The organism is Rhizobium sp. ZW T2_16 (assembly GCF_044987325.1).
In the GTDB taxonomy this organism is placed as follows: domain Bacteria; phylum Pseudomonadota; class Alphaproteobacteria; order Rhizobiales; family Rhizobiaceae; genus Neorhizobium; species Neorhizobium cellulosilyticum.
In genome coordinates, this window is record NZ_JBJDRG010000017.1 from 19,059 (window position 1) to 42,294 (window position 23,236).

Annotated in this window: 20 protein-coding genes and 2 tRNA genes; 9 read left to right on the top strand and 13 right to left on the bottom strand. The window is 57.3% G+C overall.

Annotated elements, in window-relative coordinates; all coding sequences use genetic code 11:
- Window positions 1-34 precede the first annotated feature (34 nt).
- The 4 genes from nagZ to ACI3K0_RS24890 all read right to left on the bottom strand — a co-directional run bounded on the left by nagZ (window position 35) and on the right by ACI3K0_RS24890 (window position 7,279).
- Window positions 35-1,051, bottom strand: a complete 1,017-nt coding sequence (nagZ, locus tag ACI3K0_RS24875; RefSeq protein WP_148146407.1) for a beta-N-acetylhexosaminidase — start codon at window positions 1,049-1,051, stop codon at window positions 35-37.
- 127 nt (window positions 1,052-1,178) lie between these two features.
- Window positions 1,179-4,175, bottom strand: coding sequence for an SPOR domain-containing protein (locus ACI3K0_RS24880; RefSeq protein WP_183821890.1), 2,997 nt, complete (start codon window positions 4,173-4,175; stop codon window positions 1,179-1,181).
- Window positions 4,176-4,240: 65 nt separating this feature from the next.
- Window positions 4,241-5,998: an arginine--tRNA ligase gene (argS, locus tag ACI3K0_RS24885; RefSeq protein ID WP_183821892.1), complete on the bottom strand. Its 1,758-nt coding sequence runs from the start codon at window positions 5,996-5,998 to the stop codon at window positions 4,241-4,243.
- Between the two features lie 63 nt (window positions 5,999-6,061).
- The gene (locus ACI3K0_RS24890) at window positions 6,062-7,279 is read right to left on the bottom strand and encodes a deoxyguanosinetriphosphate triphosphohydrolase (RefSeq protein WP_183821894.1); all 1,218 of its coding nucleotides are present in this window, start codon (window positions 7,277-7,279) and stop codon (window positions 6,062-6,064) included.
- Between the two features lie 170 nt (window positions 7,280-7,449).
- On the opposite strand from ACI3K0_RS24890, the gene erpA reads away from it, so the two are divergent.
- Together erpA and xth are read left to right on the top strand one after the other, a co-directional pair.
- Entirely contained in the window at window positions 7,450-7,779 is a 330-nt protein-coding gene (erpA, locus tag ACI3K0_RS24895; protein ID WP_148146403.1) for an iron-sulfur cluster insertion protein ErpA, read from the top strand.
- 94 nt (window positions 7,780-7,873) lie between these two features.
- Window positions 7,874-8,680 (top strand): exodeoxyribonuclease III, encoded by an 807-nt coding sequence (gene xth / locus ACI3K0_RS24900; protein WP_183821895.1) that lies wholly within the window; start codon window positions 7,874-7,876, stop codon window positions 8,678-8,680.
- Between the two features lie 47 nt (window positions 8,681-8,727).
- On the opposite strand, the gene exoR is transcribed toward xth, so the two are convergent.
- The 6 genes from exoR to ACI3K0_RS24930 all read right to left on the bottom strand — a co-directional run bounded on the left by exoR (window position 8,728) and on the right by ACI3K0_RS24930 (window position 16,785).
- On the bottom strand, window positions 8,728-9,522 hold the full coding sequence (gene exoR / locus ACI3K0_RS24905) for an exopolysaccharide production regulator ExoR (RefSeq protein WP_183821897.1): 795 nt from the start codon (window positions 9,520-9,522) through the stop codon (window positions 8,728-8,730).
- Between the two features lie 469 nt (window positions 9,523-9,991).
- On the bottom strand, window positions 9,992-11,248 hold the full coding sequence (locus tag ACI3K0_RS24910; protein ID WP_148146400.1) for an OmpP1/FadL family transporter: 1,257 nt from the start codon (window positions 11,246-11,248) through the stop codon (window positions 9,992-9,994).
- 352 nt (window positions 11,249-11,600) lie between these two features.
- A complete protein-coding gene (locus ACI3K0_RS24915) occupies window positions 11,601-14,516 on the bottom strand; it encodes a valine--tRNA ligase (RefSeq protein ID WP_183821906.1) in 2,916 nt (971 codons plus the stop codon).
- Between the two features lie 133 nt (window positions 14,517-14,649).
- Window positions 14,650-15,543 carry a PopZ family protein gene (locus ACI3K0_RS24920; RefSeq protein ID WP_183821908.1) on the bottom strand — a complete coding sequence of 298 codons (894 nt, stop codon included), beginning with the start codon at window positions 15,541-15,543 and terminating at the stop codon, window positions 14,650-14,652.
- A gap of 218 nt (window positions 15,544-15,761) precedes the next feature.
- Window positions 15,762-16,415: a protein-L-isoaspartate O-methyltransferase gene (locus tag ACI3K0_RS24925; RefSeq protein ID WP_183821910.1), complete on the bottom strand. Its 654-nt coding sequence runs from the start codon at window positions 16,413-16,415 to the stop codon at window positions 15,762-15,764.
- A 172-nt stretch (window positions 16,416-16,587) separates the two neighbouring features.
- Window positions 16,588-16,785, bottom strand: a complete 198-nt coding sequence (locus ACI3K0_RS24930; RefSeq protein WP_148146396.1) for a hypothetical protein — start codon at window positions 16,783-16,785, stop codon at window positions 16,588-16,590.
- A gap of 241 nt (window positions 16,786-17,026) precedes the next feature.
- Between ACI3K0_RS24930 and ACI3K0_RS24935 the strand changes: the two genes are divergently transcribed.
- The 3 genes from ACI3K0_RS24935 to ACI3K0_RS24945 all read left to right on the top strand — a co-directional run bounded on the left by ACI3K0_RS24935 (window position 17,027) and on the right by ACI3K0_RS24945 (window position 18,991).
- A tRNA-Cys gene (locus ACI3K0_RS24935) sits at window positions 17,027-17,100 on the top strand.
- Between the two features lie 219 nt (window positions 17,101-17,319).
- A complete protein-coding gene (locus ACI3K0_RS24940; RefSeq protein WP_183822088.1) occupies window positions 17,320-17,577 on the top strand; it encodes a DUF982 domain-containing protein in 258 nt (85 codons plus the stop codon).
- Window positions 17,578-18,349: 772 nt separating this feature from the next.
- The gene (locus tag ACI3K0_RS24945) at window positions 18,350-18,991 is read left to right on the top strand and encodes an exopolysaccharide biosynthesis protein (protein WP_148146394.1); all 642 of its coding nucleotides are present in this window, start codon (window positions 18,350-18,352) and stop codon (window positions 18,989-18,991) included.
- Between the two features lie 67 nt (window positions 18,992-19,058).
- On the opposite strand, the gene ACI3K0_RS24950 is transcribed toward ACI3K0_RS24945, so the two are convergent.
- Both ACI3K0_RS24950 and ACI3K0_RS24955 read right to left on the bottom strand, forming a co-directional pair.
- Complete coding sequence (locus ACI3K0_RS24950) at window positions 19,059-19,232, bottom strand: hypothetical protein (RefSeq protein WP_183822090.1); 174 nt, start codon at window positions 19,230-19,232, stop codon at window positions 19,059-19,061.
- Between the two features lie 265 nt (window positions 19,233-19,497).
- A tRNA-Asn gene (locus ACI3K0_RS24955) sits at window positions 19,498-19,572 on the bottom strand.
- Between the two features lie 153 nt (window positions 19,573-19,725).
- On the opposite strand from ACI3K0_RS24955, the gene ACI3K0_RS24960 reads away from it, so the two are divergent.
- On the top strand, window positions 19,726-20,049 hold the full coding sequence (locus tag ACI3K0_RS24960; protein ID WP_183822457.1) for a hypothetical protein: 324 nt from the start codon (window positions 19,726-19,728) through the stop codon (window positions 20,047-20,049).
- A gap of 172 nt (window positions 20,050-20,221) precedes the next feature.
- Window positions 20,222-20,464 carry a DUF982 domain-containing protein gene (locus ACI3K0_RS24965; RefSeq protein ID WP_183822132.1) on the top strand — a complete coding sequence of 81 codons (243 nt, stop codon included), beginning with the start codon at window positions 20,222-20,224 and terminating at the stop codon, window positions 20,462-20,464.
- An 88-nt stretch (window positions 20,465-20,552) separates the two neighbouring features.
- Here ACI3K0_RS24965 and ACI3K0_RS24970 read toward each other — a convergent pair whose 3' ends face one another.
- The gene (locus ACI3K0_RS24970) at window positions 20,553-21,197 is read right to left on the bottom strand and encodes a ChrR family anti-sigma-E factor (RefSeq protein ID WP_148146392.1); all 645 of its coding nucleotides are present in this window, start codon (window positions 21,195-21,197) and stop codon (window positions 20,553-20,555) included.
- 235 nt (window positions 21,198-21,432) lie between these two features.
- Between ACI3K0_RS24970 and ACI3K0_RS24975 the strand changes: the two genes are divergently transcribed.
- Both ACI3K0_RS24975 and ACI3K0_RS24980 read left to right on the top strand, forming a co-directional pair.
- Window positions 21,433-22,470, top strand: a complete 1,038-nt coding sequence (locus tag ACI3K0_RS24975) for a cysteine synthase A (protein ID WP_404946415.1) — start codon at window positions 21,433-21,435, stop codon at window positions 22,468-22,470.
- Window positions 22,471-22,492: 22 nt separating this feature from the next.
- Window positions 22,493-23,230, top strand: a complete 738-nt coding sequence (locus ACI3K0_RS24980) for an alanyl-tRNA editing protein (RefSeq protein WP_183822135.1) — start codon at window positions 22,493-22,495, stop codon at window positions 23,228-23,230.
- Window positions 23,231-23,236 lie beyond the last annotated feature (6 nt).

Genomic DNA, 23,236 nt, shown 5'->3' on the forward strand with positions numbered 1-23,236 from the left:
CAGTTCACCTCTCTCGTTCGGCAGCCCTACCTCGTCAGGCGACCGCCATCATTTCGTGAAATTCTGCACGCAGCGCCTGTTCGTCGGACGCATCGGGAGCTGCAAAGCCGCGCTCGACGGCCTCGGCGCGCTGCAAAGCCTTACCAGACAAAGGCACAACTTCCTTCACTACCGCTTTCATTTCGTCCATGAGGCCGTTGCAATGCAAGACAATATCGCAACCTCCCCCCATGATTCGTGCGGCACGTTCGCCGATCGTGCCTTTCAGGGCATTCATCGATGTGTCGTCCGAGACCAGCAGGCCGTCAAACCCGATATGACCGCGAATGACATCTTCGATCACCACCGGCGAAATCGTTGCCGGATCGCGATCGTCATAGGCGGTGAAGACGATATGTGCGCTCATCGCCATCAACTCGTCCTTCATCGCGACGAAGGGTACGAAGTCATGACCTTCGAGTTCGGCGCGCGAAGCGGTGACGACCGGCAGTTCATGATGAGAATCGGCCATACCTCGGCCGTGGCCCGGCATATGCTTCATGATCGGAAGCATGCCACCCGCCTTCAGCCCTTCGGCTGCTGCCTTGCCCATTGATGCTACCGTTTGCGGATCGAACCCATAGGCGCGATCACCGATGACATTGCTCGCCCCCTCGACAGGAACATCGAGGACGGGGAGGCAATCGACGGTCACGCCGAGCTTCATGAGGTCGAAGGCATGCAGGCGCGACATCAGCCAAGCAGCGCGCAGGCCCTTTTCTCTGTCCTGCCGATAGATTTCACCCAGAGCGGTGGCCGAAGGATAACGCTCGATCATCGGCGGACGGATACGCTGCACACGGCCACCTTCCTGGTCAATCAGAACCGGTGCATCAGGCCTGCCGACTGCGTCACGCATGGCGGCAACGAGATCGGCAATCTGAGGAAGTTCGATGCAGTTGCGGGCGAAGAGAATGAACCCCCAGGGCCGCTCATCACGATAGAGCGAGATTTCGTCGGCAGTCAAAGTCGCGCCGCCAGCGCCGAGAATCATGGATTTCGAAACACTCATATCAAACTACCCGCTGTGATGATCTGGAGCATTTCCGGACGCAAAACCGTTTTTTTTCAATTTTGCTGGAATTGCCCTAACGAAAACGGGGCGCCGCGCGCCCCGTCTGTTTCGGCTGAATCAAGTCTTATCGCGCCACAAGGCAGCTGCCGCCGGCCGAGCGATATTTTTCGCAGAGTGCGACAGCCTGCTCCTTGCTACCGGCCGGGATACGGACGCGGTAGAAAGTCCCCTTGCCGGCAACTTCGGCAGCCTTGATATCGACGCCACGTCCACCAATCACACTGCCGAACTTATTCGAAAGGCTCTGGTAGGACTTCTGCGCATCGGCCTGGGACGGCAGTGAAGCAATCTGGATCACGTATCCACCTTCGCCAAGCGAAGCCACCTGCGTATTCTGCGCAGCCGGAGCGGCGGCGGCAGGTGCTGCGGTGCGAACATTGCCCTGATCACTGACACTGGCGACGACATTGGCAGGTTGAGTCGACGGACGAGTGGTCGGAACAGGAGCCCGAACGGCGGCAGCCGGTGCGGTATCCGCCAGTTGCTCGATCGATGCCGGAGCCTGGGCGGCGACCGGCATGGTCGATACAGTATCGGCTGGAGCCGAGACCGGAACGATACCTGTCGAAGGTGCGGCAGGAGCCGGGGCGGCGGTCGGGAAGGCTGCAGCCGTCTGCTGTGCCGGAGCATCAGCCCGAACCGGAGCCGCAGCGATTTTTGCCGTAGTGGCAGGTTCGACTTCCTGCTCGACCAGCTTGCCGTCGGCGCGAACGATCATTGTCTTGACCTTGCGCGGCATAACCGTGACGGCCTGCTGTTCACCGGCCTGCTGCTGATCCTGCGGCAGAAGACGTGGATCCTCGGTCTCTGCTACGTCGGTCATCTGCACGTCGTTTTCCCCTTCAAGCGGAAGGGTATCCGGCATCAGAGTCTTCTGGACGACGTCAACCGGTTCTTCGCTGCTCGAAATCAGCTGCTGCTGCTTGGGAGTTTCCGATCCTGCACCGGCGACGCGGTCGTAAACGGCCTTGTCCTGGTTGGGCACGGTCTTGCCGCCCGGGTTCGCCGGCGCAATCTTGACCGGCTCGCTGTCGGCAGCGATCACCATCGGCTCACCATTTCCGCCAAGACCGGACGTGGAGTTTCCAAACCATGCAAAGGCACCCGCGCCGCAAACGGCGACAAGACCAACGGCAACGAGAGGAGCAATCCAACGTCGCGAAGATCCACGCTGTTCGACGTCATCGACATTCTGCTCATAGTCTTCGGCCTGAGCATAACTTTCATTGGCGGTAAGCGGGGTTGCAAGACTGCGACGGAAATCCTCTTCGAGGGCCCGCTCGAAATCATCCAGATCCGCGTAAACGGATTTCTGAGCAGCCGGTGCTGAAGCAACAGCCGCGAGCTGCGGTTGGACACTTCCGCGCTGGAGCGATGCCGCAGTCTCAGGTGCCTCCAGAAGAGAGGCGAGTTCCGCGTCGATATCGAGATCGAAATCGTTCCGATAAGCAGGCTGCTCTTCCTTCTCCTCTACAGGAAGGGTCGGCACATCGAGTTCTGCAATCGCTTCCGGCTGTTCTTCAGGTTCGGAAAGCAGAGCCGGATCGAACGGCACGTCGTCTTCAGGCTCCAGGTCGAATGCCGGCGCAGCGGAATATACCGGGGCCGCAGCATAGACGGGCGCTGCAACAGCCGGAGAGGCGACCGGCGCCGGAGCAGGCTGTGCGACGGGAGCAACCGTGGCAGGAGCGGAGACGTTGGGGTCGACAGAGGCAACGACTGGAGCAACAACCTTGCTATTCTCCTCGACCACCATATCCGTTAGGTCGAGTTCCAGAGCGTCAAGCGCCAACTCGAAATCCAGATCGGCAAAGGGATCGGAGGCTTCGTCGACCGATTCGGATGGAACAGATGGCGCAGTGGGGGCTGCGTATACCTGCGGCTGCGCGGGAGCTAGCGACAGGAGTTCGCTGTCGACAGAAACCTGCACGGTCTCAACGACCGGAGCCACAGTGCGCGAGGAGACCGAATAATGATCAACGCCTGAAAGAAGGGCATCCAGATCAGCGAACTGATCTTTCGGCAGATCCGGCGCGACCTCCCCTACAGGTGCGACAACCTTGGCGGCAATCGGCTCAGCCGGGCCAGCAAGGGGAATATCCATCGCGGGGATTGGCAAATCCGAGATGACAGGGGCAGAAACCGCAACCGACACCGGCGCGGCAACATTCCATCCATCGAAAGAAACCGGTTCAATCTTTGACGGAGCAGCCTGCAGCTCGACTTTGGCCTCTGTCCGCTGGTGGGACGCCACGCCTGCACCTGACTGGAAGTTTGCAAGAGGCATGCGGAAGCTTGGCGTATATCCTGCCCCTTTACGTTTCGCATCCATCGGCGGCGACTGAGCCTCCACAGACAGGGGCTGAGTCGCAACAACGGGGGCGACAACCGGCGTGGAAACGAAGGACGTTTCCAATTCCGCGGCCAGATCGAATTCGTCGAATGACAGATCCTGATCCGCCAACGAAGCGACTTGATACGCCGGAACTGCATCGACAGCCTCATTCGGCACACGCCACGAGCCGGCCTCTTCAGGCTCTGTAGGTAGCGTGTCCGGAAGGCTTTCTACGTAAGCGTGATTGGCAACTCCGCGATCGCCGCCATCGACCAACTCTGCTTCGTAATCCGAAGCTTCATCGTTCGAAGCCACGGCATCATTAGAAATGTCGTCTGAAGCCCACGGCTCCAGCGGATCGCCTTCAGCCTGAGCCTGATCTTCGCCTGTTGCCTGATCGAGACCGGAAACAAACCGGTTGCCTTCGAACACAGGCTCGACGGAAACATCATCCATCGCAGCGATCGAAGGCTCTGCAACGACAAGATCATCGACAGGATCGAGCCGAGGCGCATCGTAACGCTCGAACTCGCGGAGAAGTTCATCTTCAAGGTTGAAGACCGGATCGGTCCGCCTTGCCGCTACGGGCTCGGCAACAGGAGGAGCCGGGTTTGCAACAACCCGATCCTCATAACCGACGATCCGCGCCAGTTCAGCCAACGGATCACCATCAGCAAAAAATTCCGGCACATCATTCCGGCTACGCGCAAGGTTATTATCCGCCATGACGTCGTCCACTCACCTACATTACTACGCTTCTGCCAGAGCAATATGGGCAAATGAGGGCGTTTTTAGCGCATCTCCTCCGGCGCAGCCGTACCCGTAATTGTGAGGCCAGACCTCAATACGGAAGCGACTGCACGCACCAGCCCAAGTCTGGCGATGCTCAATTCTCGGTTTTTATCGTTAACAAAACGTAATTCAGGTTGTTCCTTACCTTTATTCCAGTGCGCATGGAAGAAGCTGGCCAGATCATAGAGGTAAAACGCTATGCGATGCGGCTCTTGCGAAAGCGCTGCGCTTTCGACGATTCGCGGGTATTCGGCGAGCTTTCCAACCAGCTGCAACTCGTTCGGATCCGTTATTTCACCGACGGTCGAGGCCAGATCGAGCGAATCGATATCAAGACCCGGAAACGCATCCTTAGCTTGCCGGAATACAGACATGCAGCGCGCATGTGCATACTGGACATAAAAGACCGGGTTATCCTTCGACTGTTCAGTAACTTTTGCGAAATCGAAGTCCAGAGGCTCGGAATTCTTGCGGTAAAGCATCATGAAACGAACCGAATCACGACCGACCTCATCGACGACTTCGCGCAATGTGACGAAATCGCCGGAGCGTTTCGACATCTTGACCGGCTCGCCATCGCGATAAAGCTTGACCAGCTGGCACAGAAGCACGGTCAACTTCGCCTTGCCGTCGGATACGGCACGGGCGACCGCCTCGAGCCGCTTCACATAGCCGCCATGGTCGGCGCCGAGCACATAGATCATCTCGTCGAAGCCGCGGTCGTACTTCTCCTTGAAGTAGGCGACGTCGGCGGCGAAATAGGTGTAAGCGCCATCGGACTTGATCAGCGGCCGGTCGATATCGTCACCGACTTCGGTCGAGCGGAACAGCGTCTGGTCGCGATCTTCCCAATCTTCCGGAAGCTGGCCTTTCGGCGGCGGCAGCTTGCCCTTGTAGACATGGCCTTTGAAGGTAAGGTCGTTGATCGCCGCGCGGATCAGCTTGGCGCCTTCGGCATGCAGCGTGCGCTCGGAGAAGAAGACGTCATGGTGGACGTTCAGAGCCTCAAGATCCTCGCGGATCATCACCATCATCGCGTCAACCGCACGATCCTTGACGAGCGGAAGCCATTCTTCTTCCGGCATGCTGTGCAGCCGCGGGCCGAACTCTGCAGCAAGTTCCTTGCCGACGGGAACGAGATAGTCGCCCGGATACAAGCCGGCCGGGATATCGCCGATATCCTCACCCAACGCCTCGCGGTAACGCAGGAAAACGGAACGGGCGAGCACGTCAATCTGGCCGCCCGCATCGTTGATGTAATATTCCTTGACGACATCGTAGCCGGCAAAGGACAGGAGGTTGGCCAAAGCGTCGCCAACCACCGCACCACGGCAATGGCCGACATGCATAGGCCCGGTAGGGTTGGCCGAGACGTATTCGACATTGGTCTTCTTGCCCGAACCGAAAGTCGAGCGACCATAATCGGTTCCGGCTTCGATTATCGAGCCAAGGATACGCTGCCAGTAACCGGTCGAAAGGCGGATATTGATAAAGCCGGGGCCGGCCACAGAAACTTCGCTGACGTCGGGATCATTGCGCAATGCTGCCGAAATCAGGTCGGCAAGCGCGCGCGGATTGGTGCCGAGCGGCTTTGCCAGGACCATAGCTGCGTTGGTCGCCACATCGCCGTGGCTCTGGTCACGCGGCGGCTCGACAGTCAGTCGTCCGAAATCGATTTCACTGCGCTTTTCCTTGATAATATCAATTTTTTCCAGCGCGTTCTTAATTCTATTATCGAAGTCAGCAAAAAGATTCATGTCTCGTATCCACGCGTAATGCGAAGCGGGCTTTTGTAAAGCCGGTGGTGTTTGGAGGTCGGCCTAGCGCAAATCGGGAGTCTGGTCAAACAGCTCTCCATGTACTCGGACGGCATAGGTGTCGGTCATTCCGGCCAGATAATCGGAAACGTGACGGGCCTTGGCGGCCTCTTTCAACCCGGAAATATGATCCACCCAATAGTGGCTGCGCATCAAGGTCGGGTCATTCATGTAGGCCTCGAAGAGATCGGTGACGATCTTGGAAGCGCCAGCACGGATGCGCATAATCTCCGGATGGCGATAGATGCGGGCAAACAGCAGCTTCTTGATCAGCTGATCCGTCTGCGCCATTTCTGGCGAGAAGGTTGCGATCACCCGGCCTGCCGTCCGGACATCGGCAGCACTTTGCGGGCGGATATCGGCCAGATTGGCCTGCGCCACACCGATCACGTCCTCGACCATATGGGTGATCTGCCGGCGCGTCACCTCATAGGCGAAGCGGCTCGGCTCAAGATGTGGATATTTTGCCCTCACCTGCCGCATCAGACCGGACAGAAACGGTACATCTTCCAGCATCTCGAAGGTCAGCAGGCCAGAGCGCAGGCCGTCATCTATGTCATGAGTATTATAGGCGATATCGTCCGAGATCGCAGCGACCTGAGCCTCAAGGCTGGCGAAACTCGCCAGTTCGAGATCGTGGAGTTCGCAATAATCGCGGATCGGTTGCGGCACAGGCCCGTCCAGCCCTTCGCCGCCTGCTGTCATCAGCGGACCATTATGCTTGACCAGACCTTCAAGACTTTCCCAGGTCAGGTTGATGCCATCGAATTCCGCATACCGGCGTTCCAGCTTGGTCACGATTCGTAGCGATTGGGCGTTGTGATCAAAGCCGCCGAAAGGTTTCATCACCTCGTCGAGGGCGTCCTCGCCTGTATGGCCGAACGGCGTGTGGCCGAAATCGTGGACAAGTGCGACGCCTTCAGCCAGGTCCTCGTCGAGCTTCAAGGCGCGCGCCAGTGCGCGGGCGATCTGGGCGACTTCAATCGTGTGAGTGAGACGGGTGCGATAGTGATCGCCATCGGGGCTGATGAAGACCTGTGTCTTGTGCTTGAGGCGACGAAAGGCGGTGGTGTGGACGATGCGGTCGCGGTCACGCTGGAACTCCGAGCGCGTCAGACTGCCATCTTCGGCAAACATCCGCCCCCGGGAATTCCAAGGGTCCGACGCATAAACCGCCCGTTCGCCGCTACCGAAACCGAGCGTCCTGGTATCGATCGTCATGCCTTCACCTGCATTTCCATTGCAATTCCGTTCCGCACGGCCCATTGACGTGCCGTTCACGCCTTCATACCTATAGTAAAGCCGCGCGCAAAGCCGGTGACGATTATCTTCGAGTTATTCAGGCACCGGCCTGAAACTCACCGGGCCTTTACCCCGGCAGGAGACACTAGATGACTGAAAATGTAACCCTCTCCGATGCCGCAGCAAAGCGGATCTCCCAGATTGTCTCGGCCGATAGCGGCAAGCAGGCACTGCGCGTCTCCGTCGAAGGCGGCGGCTGTTCCGGCTTTTCCTACAAGTTCGATCTGGCCGAGGCGCCGGAGGCAGACGACATCGTCATTGAAAACGGCAATGCCAAGGTTCTGATCGACAGCATGTCGTTGATTTACATGGCCGGATCCGAGATCGATTTCGTCGACAACCTGCTCGGGCAGTCATTCCAGATCAAGAACCCGAACGCGGTTGCCAGTTGCGGCTGCGGTACCAGCTTCTCCATCTGATCCTTTTTTCTGGCCGGCATTTCAATCCAACCCGGCTTCCTTCCTGCGCCTGATCGTCTAAAAGGGACGATCAGGAACATGAAGTGGATGACGCATGAAGATCGCGACCTGGAACATCAACGGCGTCAAGGCGCGGATCGATAATCTGCGCCAGTGGCTCGCCGATTCGTCACCGGATATCGTATGCCTTCAGGAGATCAAATCGGTCGATGAGCGCTTTCCGCGGCTCGAGATCGAAGCGCTCGGCTATCATGTGGAAACGCATGGCCAGAAGGGCTTTAACGGCGTCGCGATCCTGTCGAAGATCAAGCCCGACGAAGTGATGCGCGGTCTACCCGGCGGTGAAGGGCCGGATGGCACTCTCGATGAGCAATCGCGTTATATCGAATGCGTGTTCTCTATTGCCGGCGGCGTTATAAGGGTCGCGTCGATCTATCTTCCGAACGGAAATCCGGCCGATGATCCGGTGAAATACCCTTACAAGCTCGCCTGGATGGAAAGGCTTCGCCGCCATGCGGAAGCCTGCCTTGCGCTGGAAGAGCCACTGATCCTCGCCGGCGACTATAATGTCATTCCGGAACCGCATGACTGCTTCGATCCGGCCGTGTGGGCGACAGACGCACTGTTTCTGCCGCAGACGCGTGAGGCCTTCCGCAGGCTCGAAAATCTTGGCCTGATCGACGCGGTGCGCGCCACGACCGACGCAACCAAACTCTATTCGTTCTGGGATTATCAAGCCGGCGCATGGCCGAAGAACAACGGCATCCGCATCGATCACCTGCTGCTGTCACCGGAAGCAGCAGACCGGCTGAAGGCAACCTCGATCGAACAACACGTGCGTGCGTGGGAAAAGCCATCCGACCACGTTCCGGTGGTCGGCATATTCGATTTCGCAGCCTGATCTGCAACGCCAGGGCGACGCGAACGCGCTTTAAAGCGCGGTTCGGGTCAGTCGTCGGTATCTGCCAGCTGGTGCGACAGCGCAACCGCACCGCGGCGGTCCCGTTCGTCGGCGACCGAGAATGCCTGTTCCTGAAGCTGCTCCATCCAGCCACAATCCTTGGCGATGCAGCGGTCCAGCGCAGCCGTCATGAATGCCAGCCCGCGAACCGCCTGCCCTTCCTGGAAGAGGATATTGCCGAATACCGCCATGGCGCCGGCATGGCCGGTCTTACGGGCCTGATTGAGCCACTTCTTGGCCTGCTGGATGTTTGAGCCGCCGCCCTCACCCGACAGCATCATTCGGGCAAGCTGATACTGCGCTTCGGCCACACCGAAGGTGGAGGCTACCTGGAAATAGAGCTGACGCGCCTGATAAAGGTCGGGCTTTACCGGGCTGCCTGGAATGCCATGGCTGTAATAGCTCGCAAGCGACAGAAGCGCATTGACGAAGAAGCCCGTGTCCTCGGAGCCCGGCTCGACGCCCTGGGCTGCAATCTCGTTATAGATCTTGAAGGCCGTATAATCGTCCTTGGTCACACCATCGCCATAGGCATACATGTTGGCAAGCGCCCAGCGCGAACCGGTATGACCTTTTTCGGCAGCATAACGATAGGCTTCGACCGCATCTTCCTTCTGACCGTTCTTGTAAGCCTTGAAGCCGAACTTGAAGAGATCGAAAGGACCAGATTCTTTCGACACACCTGCCTTGATGTCGAAGGCAAGAGCGTTCCCGGCACAGATTGCCGCCAGCGATATTCCAAGAAGCAATACTCTCATGGATCCAGTGCCAGACTTCCGCATGGTTCAGTTTCTTTCGACCCGCTCGCGGCTGGGAGCCGAAGCGTGCATTATTGGCCGTGCGGACAGAAGATCAGGACAAGACGATCCCGACATTCTGCCTCCCGATGGGCGAGAGAAACTGTAGGTTCCATTTCCGGCAAGACTTGGACCCCTAAACAAGATCGCGGCAGCAGCGGAAAACGAATTCGCTATCCGCTTGCCCAATCCAGCAAAGCCCCGTTTATCTTCAGAAAACCCGCCCATGATACTCCAACACGCACGTTCCGCCCCCGCAGTTCGTGCTCTCTACTTACATACCGCTGCGCCTCGTTTGTGGCGGGAAATGGACAAAAGTCCTAGCCTTGAAACGCGCCGCGATCGTCACAAAAAAGTGTTGCGAAATCGTCACAGTATTTTAGCAGCCAAGCGAATAACCGCGACAAGCAAAAGCCCGGTCGAAACCGGGCTTTTGTCTTTGATAAAGCAGAGATCAGAAACGGACCTTTATACCCGTCGAAATAGCGGCAACGATATCGTCGTCGAAATCGTAATTGGCTCTTTGCCCATAAGTCAGGCCATCCAGTACAACGGTACGGGAAGAACCACCGGTCATCAGACCAAGAACCCCGGCAAGGCGGAATTCGACATTTTTCGTCGGTGAATAGCTGCCAAGAACGCCGAGCGCCCAGGTATCCGTCTGTGATCCAAAGCCTTGCGACGTTCCACGATCCCAAGTCAGGCTGACAGCGCCACTCCACTGCTCGTTGAACTTATGGCCGATGCCGCCCATGACAGTCCAACCATCCCGATAGCCGAGGTCGAGTGTTGTGACCTGAGTGCCGGAGGCGCAGACACCTGCAACTCCGGAAGAGCAGAAGAACGGCACCTTCTGCAACTGGCTCCAATCCGTCCACTTCACGGAACCGAATGCCAACCAGTCGGGCGCGATACCGGATTGCACCTTAAGCTCAAGAACATCAGGCATCGCCTGAGAGCCATAGACATCAAATTTGGGAGTTCCCGACACCTGGGAGAGATCGAGTGTGCCGGTAATATCGTTCAGCTTGACCTCACTGTTATAAACGAGGCTAGCGCGGAACGCATATTCTGGAATTTCGTAGGCGACACCCGCGCGCCAACCCCAGCCGTCACCTTCCAGATCGAGGCGACCAACGCCCGAAAGGGGAAATCCGGCCGGAAACGCCTGAACCAGACGTTCCTGAAATCCATAAACCTCCTGATAGAACCCGCCGCCAATCAGGCGAAGCTGGCCCGGCCCCATATCAAATCGGTAGGAACAGGTCGCAGCATAGTTGCGGCTTTCAACCTTGGTCTCGATATCCTCGTTTGCACCGGCCCAATCGCGTCCCGGATTTTTGTGCGCACCCCATGGCTCCGAATAATCAAACATGCAGTCTGCCGCGTCTCCGATACCGGCCTTTATCCCAATGCGGGGAGACCAATAATTTTCGCTGCCATCTGCCGATGTCGAGAGGCCGGTCAGATCGCCACCACCCGCTGTTCCGCCAGCAGGGTTAAACGGGGTCGGATCAGTGTCACGGACATTCTTCAGCTTGCGGTCCGGCATAACGAAGGTCGACGTCGCCTCTGCCGTAAATCTGGACGTATCGAACAAGAGATCGATGTTGTAACCGCCGCGCTCAAGCCCCCCAGCGAGCGCTGGCGTTTGCAGCATACCGACCGCCGCCGCAGCCAGAACTCCGCCTGAAATAAAGTGTCTTACCATGTTTTCTCCCACTCCCGGTAAGTTACCGGCATCACTGTAGATCGTTGATCCTAAACAACAACTTTCGGGCGTCGGGACGATTGCAATGCACAATCGCTCAAAATTTACGTAACCTATTCAGCAACGGGGAGAGAATCGACCGACAGGAGATGAAATTACCGCAAAATTGACGAATCGCAGTCGATCTTGGAATTTTATCTTGTGGTAATATGCGTCTGTGACCTTCACGCAACAGAGTCCTTTTCTCCGGCCACGCATCTGCACAATAAATCAATTGGACATCCAAGCGCATACGAAAATGCCGCACCCATGGCTGGATGCGGCATTTGACATCGCTGAGTCGTCTCTAAAATCAGCCGGCTTCGGCGATCCGCGTCAACGCGATCTTGAGATTGGCAAGCTGAACTTCGAGTTCGGCATAACGCTCGCGATCGGCAGCAACGACTTCCGGATCTGCATTGGCGATGAACTTCTCGTTGGAGAGCTTCTTGTTCAAGCGCTCCATCTCCTGTTCCGTCTTGCCGATCGCCTTTTCGATACGGGCCTTTTCAGCGGCCAGATCAATCAGGTTGCCGAGCGGCAGGCAGGCTGTCGCCTCGCCGACGACGATCTGGGCGGCGCCCTTGGGTGCGCTATCGGCCGGTTCTATGCTTTCGACGCGCGCCAGGCGCTTGATCGCAGCCTCATGGCGACGCATGCGGAAGGCCGTTACCTCATTTGCGCCGACGACGATCAGCGGTGCGGTCGCCGACGGAGGAACGTTCATTTCCGAACGCGCCGAACGCAGACCGGAGACGAGATCGACCAGCCAGTTGATTTCACTGGCGGCTTCTTCATCACTGAAATCAGCAGCCGGCCAGTCGCCATGAGCCAGAAGACCATCACGCTCTGCCGTGTGCGCCCAGAGTTCTTCGGTCATGAACGGCATGAACGGGTGCAGAAGCGCGTAGGTCTTTTCCATGACGTAAGCCATGCAAGCCTGGGCTTCCGCCTTCGCCTGCTCGTCCTCGCCCATGAAGACCGGCTTCAGGAGTTCGACATACCAGTCGCAGACCTGATTCCAGACGAAACGATAAAGACCGCCAGCCGCTTCATTAAAGCGATAGGTCTCGATTGCCGTCGTGACTTCCTCGACCGTCTTCGACAGTTCGGTGAGGATCCAGCGATTGACCGTCAGCTTTGCGTCTTGCGGCCTGAAGTCGGCATTGCGGGTAACGCCGTTCATCTCGCCGAAACGCGTAGCATTCCACAGCTTGGTGCCGAAATTGCGATAGCCGGCAATGCGGGCCGGATCGAGCTTCACATCCCTGCCCTGCGCTGCCATGACCGCCAGCGTAAAGCGCAGCGCATCAGCGCCGTATTCGTCGATCAGGTCGAGCGGGTCGATGACGTTGCCCTTCGACTTCGACATCTTCTGACCGTTCTTGTCACGCACCAGCGCGTGGACATAGACGGTGTTGAACGGCTCGACCGGATTTCCTTCCTCATCCTTCATGAAATGAAGGCCCATCATCATCATGCGGGCGACCCAGAAGAAGATGATGTCGAAACCAGTGACAAGAACGTTGGTCGGATAATAGCGCGCAAGCTCCGGCGTTTTGTCCGGCCAGCCGAGCGTCGAGAACGGCCAGAGCGCAGACGAGAACCAGGTGTCGAGCACGTCTTCGTCGCGGGTCAGGATTTCACCCGGCGCAAAATTTTCGAGCTTTTCCTGAACCCAGGCCTTCCACGGACCTTCATGCGCCAGATAGTGCTGGACGGCCGCGTCGAGCGCTTCTTCCTCGGACTTTTCGACGAAGCACTGGCCATCCGGTCCGTACCAGGCCGGAATCTGGTGACCCCACCAAAGCTGGCGCGAAATGCACCACGGCTCGATGTTTTCCATCCAGTCGAAATAGGTCTTTTCCCAGTTCTTCGGAACGAAGTTGGTGCGGCCTTCGCGAACGGAAGCAATCGCCGGCTCGGCCAGCGTCTTTGCATCGGCAAACCACTGGTCGGTTAACATCGGCTCGATGACGACGCCGGAGCGGTCACCGAACGGCTGCATGATCTTCTTCTTCTCGACATAGGGAATGTCGTTGCCTTCGGCATCCTTGACCGTGACGGCCAAGCCTTCGGCATTAATCGCCTCGATGATTCTCGTACGCGCGACCATGCGGTCGAGGCCGCGATACTCTTCCGGAACGAGGTTGATCTCGTCGACATCGCTCTCGCTCGGCAGTTCGCCGGACTTGGTGATGGCAAGCGCCCTCGCTGCACATTCGGCGTAAGAATCGCCGTCCTCGCGCATGGAAGCGACCGTATCCATCAGACGATAGAGCGGGATCTTGTTACGCTTGGCGACTTGGTAATCGTTGAAGTCATGCGCGCCGGTGATCTTGACGGCACCCGAGCCGAAATCCGGCTCCGGATATTCGTCGGCGATGATCGGGATCAGGCGGCGATGCTCCTTCGGACCGACCGGGATTTCACAGAGCTTGCCGACGATCGGCGCGTAACGCTCGTCCGACGGATGAACGGCAACCGCGCCGTCACCCAGCATGGTTTCCGGGCGGGTTGTGGCGATCGAGATGTAGTCGCGTTCTTCCGACAGGATGACGTTACCGTCGGTATCCTTCTCGACATAGGTATAGGTTTCGCCGCCGGCCAGCGGGTACTTGAAGTGCCACATGTGGCCGTCGACTTCCTTGCTCTCGACTTCGAGATCAGAAATCGCCGTTTCGAATTTCGGGTCCCAATTGACCAGTCGCTTGCCGCGATAGATCAGGCCTTCCTTGTAGAGCGTGACGAAGACTTCGAGCACGGCCTTGGAAAGACCTTCATCCATGGTGAAGCGTTCGCGCGACCAGTCGCAGGATGCACCGAGGCGCTTGAGCTGATTGAAGATCAGCCCGCCGGATTCGGCCTTCCAGTCCCAGACGCGATTGACGAAGGCTTCGCGGCCCATGTCGCGACGACCGGGAAGCTGGCGCTCCATCAACTGGCGCTCGACAACCATTTGCGTCGCGATGCCGGCATGGTCCATGCCCGGCTGCCACAACACGTCCTTGCCGCGCATGCGCTCGAAGCGGACCATGATGTCCTGCAGCGTATTGTTGAGCGCGTGGCCCATATGCAGCGAACCGGTAACGTTCGGCGGCGGGATCACGATCGTGAAGGCGTCCGCACCCGGCTTGGCATTGGCGCCGGCGCGGAAAGCATCCGCATCGTCCCAGGCTTTTGCGATCTTCGGTTCGACGGCGGCGGAATCGTAGGTCTTTTCGAGCATTTCCTGACCCGTTTTTATTTATGAATGAGATGGTCGGTTGTTAAAGATGTGGGGGGTGACAAGTCAATAAAAAAGCCGCCCCGTTTCCGGAGCGGCCATATTCAATGGCGTAAGCGGCGATTTGACGGCGCGTTTATCTGCGCGGGCCGCGGGCGACGCGCTCAATTTCTTCCCGAACAAGCCGCTCGACGAGCGTTGGCAGGTTGTCATCGAGCCATTCCTGCAGCATCGGCCGCAACATTTCCTGCGTCATATCCTCGACAGAGCGCCGCTCCAGGCCATCGAACACGTCGGCGAGCTCGCCAAAGGACTTCGCCACCTGGGCACCGGCAGTTTCAGAAAGAAGGCCGGCCATCATGGCAATCGAGGCTCCCGCCTGTACTGCTTGCGGCCTTACCTCTGTGGACACAACAGGTTCCGGCTTTACATGATCGGAATTGACAGCCTCAGGCGCCGAAATTGCGGGGAGCTGACTCGGCTTCTCTTCTGCAAGCTTTACGGCCTCGACACTCGCCGGAGCGACCGGCGGCCTTATCGCGCTATCTTCGAAAGACGGGCGCAGCTCGGGCAACGGCAAGGGGATCACAGGCGCGGAAGGTTCGCTGAATACAGTCTGCGACGGAACTTCATTCGCGGGCGGCGCAGTATCGCGCATCAACGGGATGCCGACATCGGAGGGGCGGCCGGAGCCGGATATCGCCATATCCTGGTGCCGTGCGGAGGCTGCGCGAACCCGGGCGGCGACATCAGCAAGCGACAGGGATCGTTCTGTCGCTGCTGGAGCCGCGACCGGCTCCCGCTGGATAGAAAACTCCGGTTGCCTCGGCAAACCGGCATCGTTAGCCACCAAATCGGGAACGAAAGCGGCAGTTTCGTCAAAATCCTCGATCTCGTCGTCTTCAAAGGTCGAGGAAGCGTCGTGCAGGCCAGCCGCGTCTGAACCGGGATCATTGCTTTCAATGATCCGACGGATCGAAGCCAATATCTCCTCCATGGAAGGTTCACGCGCTACATTTGGCTGAGCCATTTCATCCTCGCAGTTGCCGAGTGCTACCGTCTTCTCGACGGTGGTAAACTCGTTGCTAGTGTAAGGGCTTGGCGACAAGACACAATGTGACGGGGATAAGCAAAGGCAGCGATACACAGCTTTTGCACAGACATAGAGTCCCGTTTGCAACAGCCGATATTGGCTAAAAACAAAAAGGGGCGCCCGGCGCCCCTCGTGTCACGACCATTATACCGATGTCAGAAGACGAATTCCTTGACCTTGGCGAAGCCCGGTAGCGGCTTCACGGAAAGATTGAAGCGGGAGCTTTCAGAAATAGAACCATGTTCCTTGAGCAGAATCTTTGCCTGCGCAGCGTTACCGTAGCCGATCACAGCAACGAGGCGCCCGCCTTCCGCCAACTGCTCCAGAAGTGCGGCAGGCACCTCCTCCACCGAGCCGTTGACGAAAATGAGATCGTATGGCGCAGCCGCCGCATATCCCTTGGTCAACTCGCCCGTCACGACGGTGACGTTCTGACAGCCCAGCGCATTCAAATTGGCCGCTGCAAGCTCGCACAATGCACCATCGCTCTCGAGCGCAGTGACGGAACCGGCCAAATGCGAAAGCAACGCCGCCACGTAACCGCTGCCTGCACCGACGTCGAGCGCGCGATCGTTCTTGGTAATCTCGGCTGCCTGAAGCAGCTTAGCCAAAGGGGAAGCTTCCATCAGGTAACGGCCAGGCGAAAGCTCGATATCCGCATCGAGATATGCAAGCGGCTTAGCCTTCTCGGAAACAAAAGCCTCACGTGGCACGGAAAGAAACGCACGCAGAACAGAGTGCGACGTTACGTCAGTGGTCCGGATCTGATGTTCAACCATCTTTATCCGGGCGGCCTCGAAATCAATCATGTCCTGCGCCTCGTATACTGTCTGCCGACCGTATTACTGGCGCAGCCCACTGGTTTCAAGACGGCGCATGGCGGCTCATTAAAAAACCTTCAGAGAGTGCCGTTACCGAAGCCGAAAACGCCAGATAAAAGAGAATCGAGGAGACAGGCCCGGCGTCTCACTCAAACAGGCGTCATGAATGTGGCCTTAGCGGCTGATTCAACTTTTTCGCCGCCAGATAATCTTTCTCGTAGGAGGATCGCAAACCGCTCGCACCGTCAAATTCCAGCTGATTTGCAAGCGCGGCGGCAAAAAGACCATCAGGATAGGTTCCTGTTCCCTCAACCTCGGCGACAGACGGGCGAAACGCGTTGACGAATTTGGTGAGCACGGGCAAATCCTCCATTCACTTCAAGTACAGCCTTAAAAGCGCATGACGCGCCTTCGGTTCCAGGCTCGCGTAAAGAAGTTAAAAATTAACCATGATCCGTGGCGGGACTTGGGTGGTTGCATGAAATTTCTGCGACACAAGATGCGACAAGAAAAATATGCGCATTGATCGTCAAGGCGCTTGCACAGCGTTTCGATTCGTTCTAAACGCCCCGACACACACCGCAAACTACTGCATGGATGGCCTCGTGGCGGAGTGGTGACGCAGAGGACTGCAAATCCTCGTACCCCGGTTCAATTCCGGGCGAGGCCTCCAATTTTCCCCGATATTTAAGTGGACATTGCCCCATATGGCAAAAGCCTCCTCATCGGTTAATTTCATTTATCTACAACATGTTAGCAATCGGTATCCGCGCCGAAACTTGAGATCGTGATCGCCTCTCCTGTCTGGCGAATTCGGAACACAATTTTGCAAGAATTTGGGAACCGAACCGAACGCAGCCCGTTTTCTGCGCCGCAAATAAAGGTGCAGGACATGGACGACAGGCACATCCAAGATACGATTCTCTGGTCAGAGCCCGTCAGGGTAAGGGTGGGCTACGGCTTTATAGAAACCATCAGGGGACCACGTGAAGCGCTCGAATACCTCAATTGGCGCTGGCCGGTTCGCTACGGTGACTATTACGCAAAAGCGCTGAATGAATGCGCAGCATGTCTGCAAAGACGGGTTCCGCTCGACGAGGTCAGGGAAACCTTTATCCTCGCCAGCATTGAGGCAAAGATGCTTGGATGAACGCTCAACAAGCGAGCTCTTCTTAACTGAATATTTACACTCCCCGTTAGTCCATTTTTTAAAGCGCGCCACCTAATCATGTCGTTAGCGGCGATGTTGCCGTAACCTTTTATTTCGGAAGGATCGCCATGACGGCGATGATCGACATGAAACTGACTTTTTCAGACGCCTTCGCGGCGCTCGCGACTATCATATCGCTCTCCAGCATCCTGTATGTGCTCCACATGGTGCTTGCGCTCTTCTAGCCAATTCCCCCTGCCCGACCTCCCGCGACTGAGAACAAACGCCGCTGAATCATTCCTCGCGGGCAAGCCATACAGCAGCAAAAAACGGCAGGGAGCCGGAGCACCTTGGTGCGCCGCTCACTTGGCGACCAACTCTCTTGAAGCGCCCTCACCGGTAAATTCGGCAAGATCCGCATACTGCGTCCTTTTGCCGGGTAACATATTTTTGCGTCGGGACGGCGTTGGTGATAAAATGGTTGTGTACCAGGCGGGGAAGGCGTCGGGTATCGGATATGCAGCAGGAGGAGGCTGGCATGCATTACGTCGAATTTTTCACATCCATCAATCCCATCGTGTTGGGCGTATTAGCCGTGGTGGTCGTTTGCGGTATCTATGACCACTGGCTGGAGACCCATCACAAGTAGCAAAACCACGGACATATGCCGCACTTCGCTCTCCATCTCGCGCGAGAGTAGGAGCTTCGGGTTTGCTTGACTGGCTGTTCCTGATATCCATTGCCTCCTCTGCGGCGGCAATGGAGTACTATTTTGCAGGCAAAATTCGACTTTCAGGATACCAGCACCTCCCTCAGCGAAACTCTCCGAGGTCTTATCAAAGGCATTCAGGGACCAACTGTATCGTTGCGGGATCTGATGGAGCGGATTGGAGAACAGGGACTACTGCTCGTCTGCGCCGTCGCCGCCCTGCCCTTTCTTATTCCGGTCTCCATTCCCGGCGTCAGCACGGTGTTCGGCGCTGCCATCATTCTGATCAGCATTTCAATCACACTGAACCGGATGCCCTGGCTTCCGGCAAAGATTTTGGATCGCGAACTGGACACGAAAAAACTTCTGCCTGCGCTGGATAAAGGCGCAAACATCGTGTCGCGCCTCGACCGCTTCCTCAAGCCGCGCTTGCGGGCGCTAACGACCGGAACCACCGTCAACCGACTGAACGGACTTGCCATCACTCTTGCCGGCGTACTTCTAATGTTTCCGTTAGGGCTTATACCGTTCTCAAATACACTTCCCGGCATAGCCATACTCCTGCTTTCTGCAGGCATACTCCAGCGAGACGGCGCGATCGTACTTGTAGGCCATTTATTCAACGTGATTACGATCGTCTATTTTGGCATTCTTGCCTACGCAGCTTTCAGTGCCGGCCAAGGCCTCGCGACCTTTTTCAGCTGACCAGATCAGCCCTCCTTCGTTGAGCAGAGAAGAATTCCGGCGTGGTATGGCACAGCCAGGCCGGAACCTATTGCAGGTCTAATCTCAACTGTATTCCCTTGGGAATTTTCGGCTTGCGTAGCGAGGCTATCTGTACCCGCTCGTAAACTTCCTTGCGCTGCTTATCATGTCGCTCCCGCAAAGCACGGGAGGCAGCGACCATGGCAAGCGCACGTTCAGCGACATCTTCGGCACGTTTCATCTGCACCTCCATAATGTTCACCTTACGTTCTATTATTTTTTTCGAGAAAAGTCAAGAACAGAACAGGCCATGCTGAATCGCTGTGCATCTGAAAGGCAGGGAGAGCCCGCCGTGGTCTTTCAAGACAAAGCTTCGGATCTGCTGGCGTGCAATAAATGATCATTAGCCATGCACGGCAACGACACAGAAAATATAATGGAAAAGGATATGAAATAAAAAAGCCCTGTTTTCATGGATATCCACGAAAACAGGGCTTCTTTGAATTTGGCTCCCCGGGCCGGATTCGAACCGGCGACCTGTCGATTAACAGTCGAATGCTCTACCGCTGAGCTACCAGGGAACACCGCGTCGCGGCGTGTGCGGCGGGTAATACGCATGCTTTTCCGATTTGCCAAGCGCTTTTTTACAAAAAAATGAAATTCCTTGTTTAATCCCCAACCTGTCCCCATCTCACAGGCAGATATCTCATGAAATCAAAGGGTTTTTCGACTGGATGGCATCGACACCGCATAAACGGCATTTCGGCATAGATCCTCGTAGCGGCAAACTGGCGCTCGGCACATGGCGTATTCCTATGCCGAGATCACGCGTCGGACGCATTGGCCTAGGCTCTGCCTTGATGGTGGGAGGGACGCTCGGATTTCTCCCGGTACTCGGTTTCTGGATGCTGCCGCTCGGCTTCATCGTGCTGTCGAACGACATCGCGTTTATTCGGCGCAGGCGCCGCCGTTTGGTGATCTGGTGGTCGCGGCGCAAACGAGGCTCAAAAGCCGACGCCGATATGAAGCAGAGCACGCGTCGGTCGAATAATCCATGACCGCTGCAACTTCTCCAATGCGGCTAGTGGAGCAGGTGTTTTCCAAGCATGCGGGCTTATGCGGCAACTTGGCCTAACGAGCGCAGCCTAAACGGGAAAAAAATCGTAGCCGCAACAGGGCGCTGGGTGTAGGTTCACTATTGTTCGGGGCTGAGCACTGGGAGGATCGTTCATGCCGCATGAAAATTGGCAAAAGCCGGTTCAAGTCGCATTCGGAAATCATGGGACAGAGATGATCAGCAGCCCTTCGGAGGCTTTGATGGTGCTGACCGATCGCTGGCCGGATCTGCGAGGGCCACATTTCGTCAAGGCAAGAAGCTGCTGCCGCGCAGCTCTCGACGGGCGTCGCACGCCCGAGGAGGCCCGGCAGGAGTTCGAAAACGCGGTGAGCGAGGCACAGCTTCACGTCAATTGAGATTGCCTTACTGACTTTTACGAGGTCAGATTGCGGTCACCCGTCGGGTGGCCGCATTTTTTGGCTGCGGCCATGCATCAGCTTAGCATTACATGCCCAAGATATCGCCCAGCATCCTGAAGGTCGGCCCGCTCAAGGTGATGGGCGCCAGCAGAACCGAAAAGCACAGGCAAGGACTATCGGACGCCGCGACGGGTCGATGAATGATGGTCTCGTCGGCAACGGAAACATCACCCTGCGAAAACGCACCTCGATGATCGTAAAACTGCCCCTGCAAGACAAGTGTCAGCTCGAGTCCTTTATGGTGATGATGCGGCAATGCGCGGCCGGGCCTTGCCCATAAAAGACTTGCCTCCATCCCCGACGACTTCTCGATCACATGTTGCTTGAGGCCCGGAAGCTTGGTCTTCCACGGAACATCGTCGAGATTTCTTCCAGCGTAGGAACGCAGATAATGCGGCAGCGAATCGCCTTGCCTTGCCATTGCAGGCGGCACGTCGATTTCCGGCCTCGATTGCAGGATCGCTTTCAACCGGCTTTCGGACGACGACAACTCGCTCGGCTCGGCATCTTCCAGGCTTTGTCCGGCAAGAATTTCCAGTTCGCCTGCCAACCGTCCCGATGACGGCTGCATCTCCAGATGAGAGCCCACGAGGATATGCGCCGGCTCCGGCAGGCAACCGGCGACGTAGTGAGCAACAAGCAGATCTAGCCGTTCCAGGTTCAGCAACATGTCTGTTGTCAAATTTAGAGGCCTATCGGCACAACGTAAAGATGGTAGATTTTAGGGGTACGTCTAATCGGATCACAAAATCGCGCGCATGCTTTCCGACGCGGTTTTGCGTAACCTGTCGCGAGGCAGCAGAGCTTTTCCTATCAACCGAGAGGTCGAGAACGGATTTTCTTGCACGCAAACGCTTGTCCGTGGAAAAGACGCTGATTAAATCAGCCAAAAAAGGCGCTTCATCATGGTTTCCTATCCCAACGTCATCGACATCATCGGCAACACCCCGCTCATCCGATTGAAGGATGCGTCGGAAAAGACCGGCTGCGAGATCCTCGGCAAGGCAGAATTTCTCAATCCGGGCCAATCGGTGAAGGACAGGGCTGCCCTGTTCATCATCCGCGATGCCGAGCGGAGGGGCTTGCTGAAACCAGGCGGTGTGATCGTCGAGGGCACGGCCGGCAATACCGGCATCGGCCTGACGCTGGTTGCCAAGGCGCTCGGATATCGGACGGTTATCGTCATTCCCGAGACCCAGAGCCAGGAGAAGAAGGATGCCCTGCGGCTGCTCGGCGCGGAACTGGTCGAGGTTCCGGCGGTTCCCTATCGCAACCCCAACAATTACGTGAAGGTCTCGGGCCGGCTTGCAGAGCAGCTCGCCAAGACAGAGCCCGCAGGTGCGATTTGGGCAAACCAGTTCGACAATGTCGCCAACCGTCAGGCCCATATCGAAACCACGGCACCAGAAATCTGGGAACAGACCGGCGGCAAGGTGGACGGGTTCATCTGCTCGGTCGGCTCAGGCGGCACGCTGGTCGGCACGGCCATGGGCCTGAAAGCCAAGAATGCCGACATCAAGATCGGCATTGCCGATCCCGAAGGTGCGGCACTCTATGAATATTACGCCCATGGCGAGCTGAAGTCGGAAGGCAATTCGATCACCGAAGGCATCGGCCAAGGCCGGATCACCGCCAATCTCGAAGGGTTCACCCCGGACTTCTCCTATCGCATCCCGGACGCGGAAGCCCTGCCCTATATTTTCGATCTGGTCGAGACAGAAGGTCTTTGCCTCGGCGGTTCCTCCGGGATCAACATTGCCGGCGCTATCCGGCTTGCCCAGGACCTCGGACCGGGACATACGATCGTCACGGTGCTCTGCGACTATGGCAACCGTTATCAGTCCAAGCTGTTCACCCCTGACTTCCTGAAGTCGAAAGGCCTGCCGCTGCCGAAATGGCTGACGCAGAAGCGGCAGATATCCGTGCCCTTCGAGACGGCCTGATCACGACATCTGCGAGCATCCCATGTCTTCCCAACTGCTTTATCGCGACGACTTTTATCTGACCACGACAGAGGCCGTCGTGACATCCGCGCATGACGATGGCGGGATCGAGTTCGATCGAACCTGTTTTTACGCGACCTCCGGCGGCCAGCCGGGCGACACCGGTTTTCTCGACCGGGCGGACGGAAGCCGCATTCTGCTCGGCCAGACCCGACATGGGGCGACAAAAGATATCGTCATTCACGTTCCGGTCGAAGGCCAGGCCCAGCTTCTGGTCGGCGAGACGGTTACGCTGTCGATCGACTGGCCGCGCCGTTTCAACCTGATGCGCATGCACACCGCCTGCCATCTGCTTTCGGTCGTCTGCCAGTATCCGATTACCGGGGCTGCCGTCGGCGAGGAGGAATCGCGGGTCGATTTCGACATGACCGACACGATCGACAAGGACGACGTCACGGCAAGGCTGATGGAACTCGTCGATGCGGATCACCCGGTTTACCTGCAATGGATCACCGACGAGGAACTGGCCGCCAATCCGGGCATCGTGAAGTCGAAGAATGTCCGCCCGCCGGTCGGCCTCGGGCGAGTCAGTCTGGTCTGTATCGGCGAAAACTCCACCATTGACAGCCAGCCTTGCGGCGGAACACATGTCGCCAGAACAAGCGAGGTCGGGGCGATCCATATCGCCAGAATAGAAAAGAAGGGCAAGGAGAACCGCCGCTTCCGGATCAGGTTCGGCGAGCCCGAAATACAGGCCTGAAAAGGC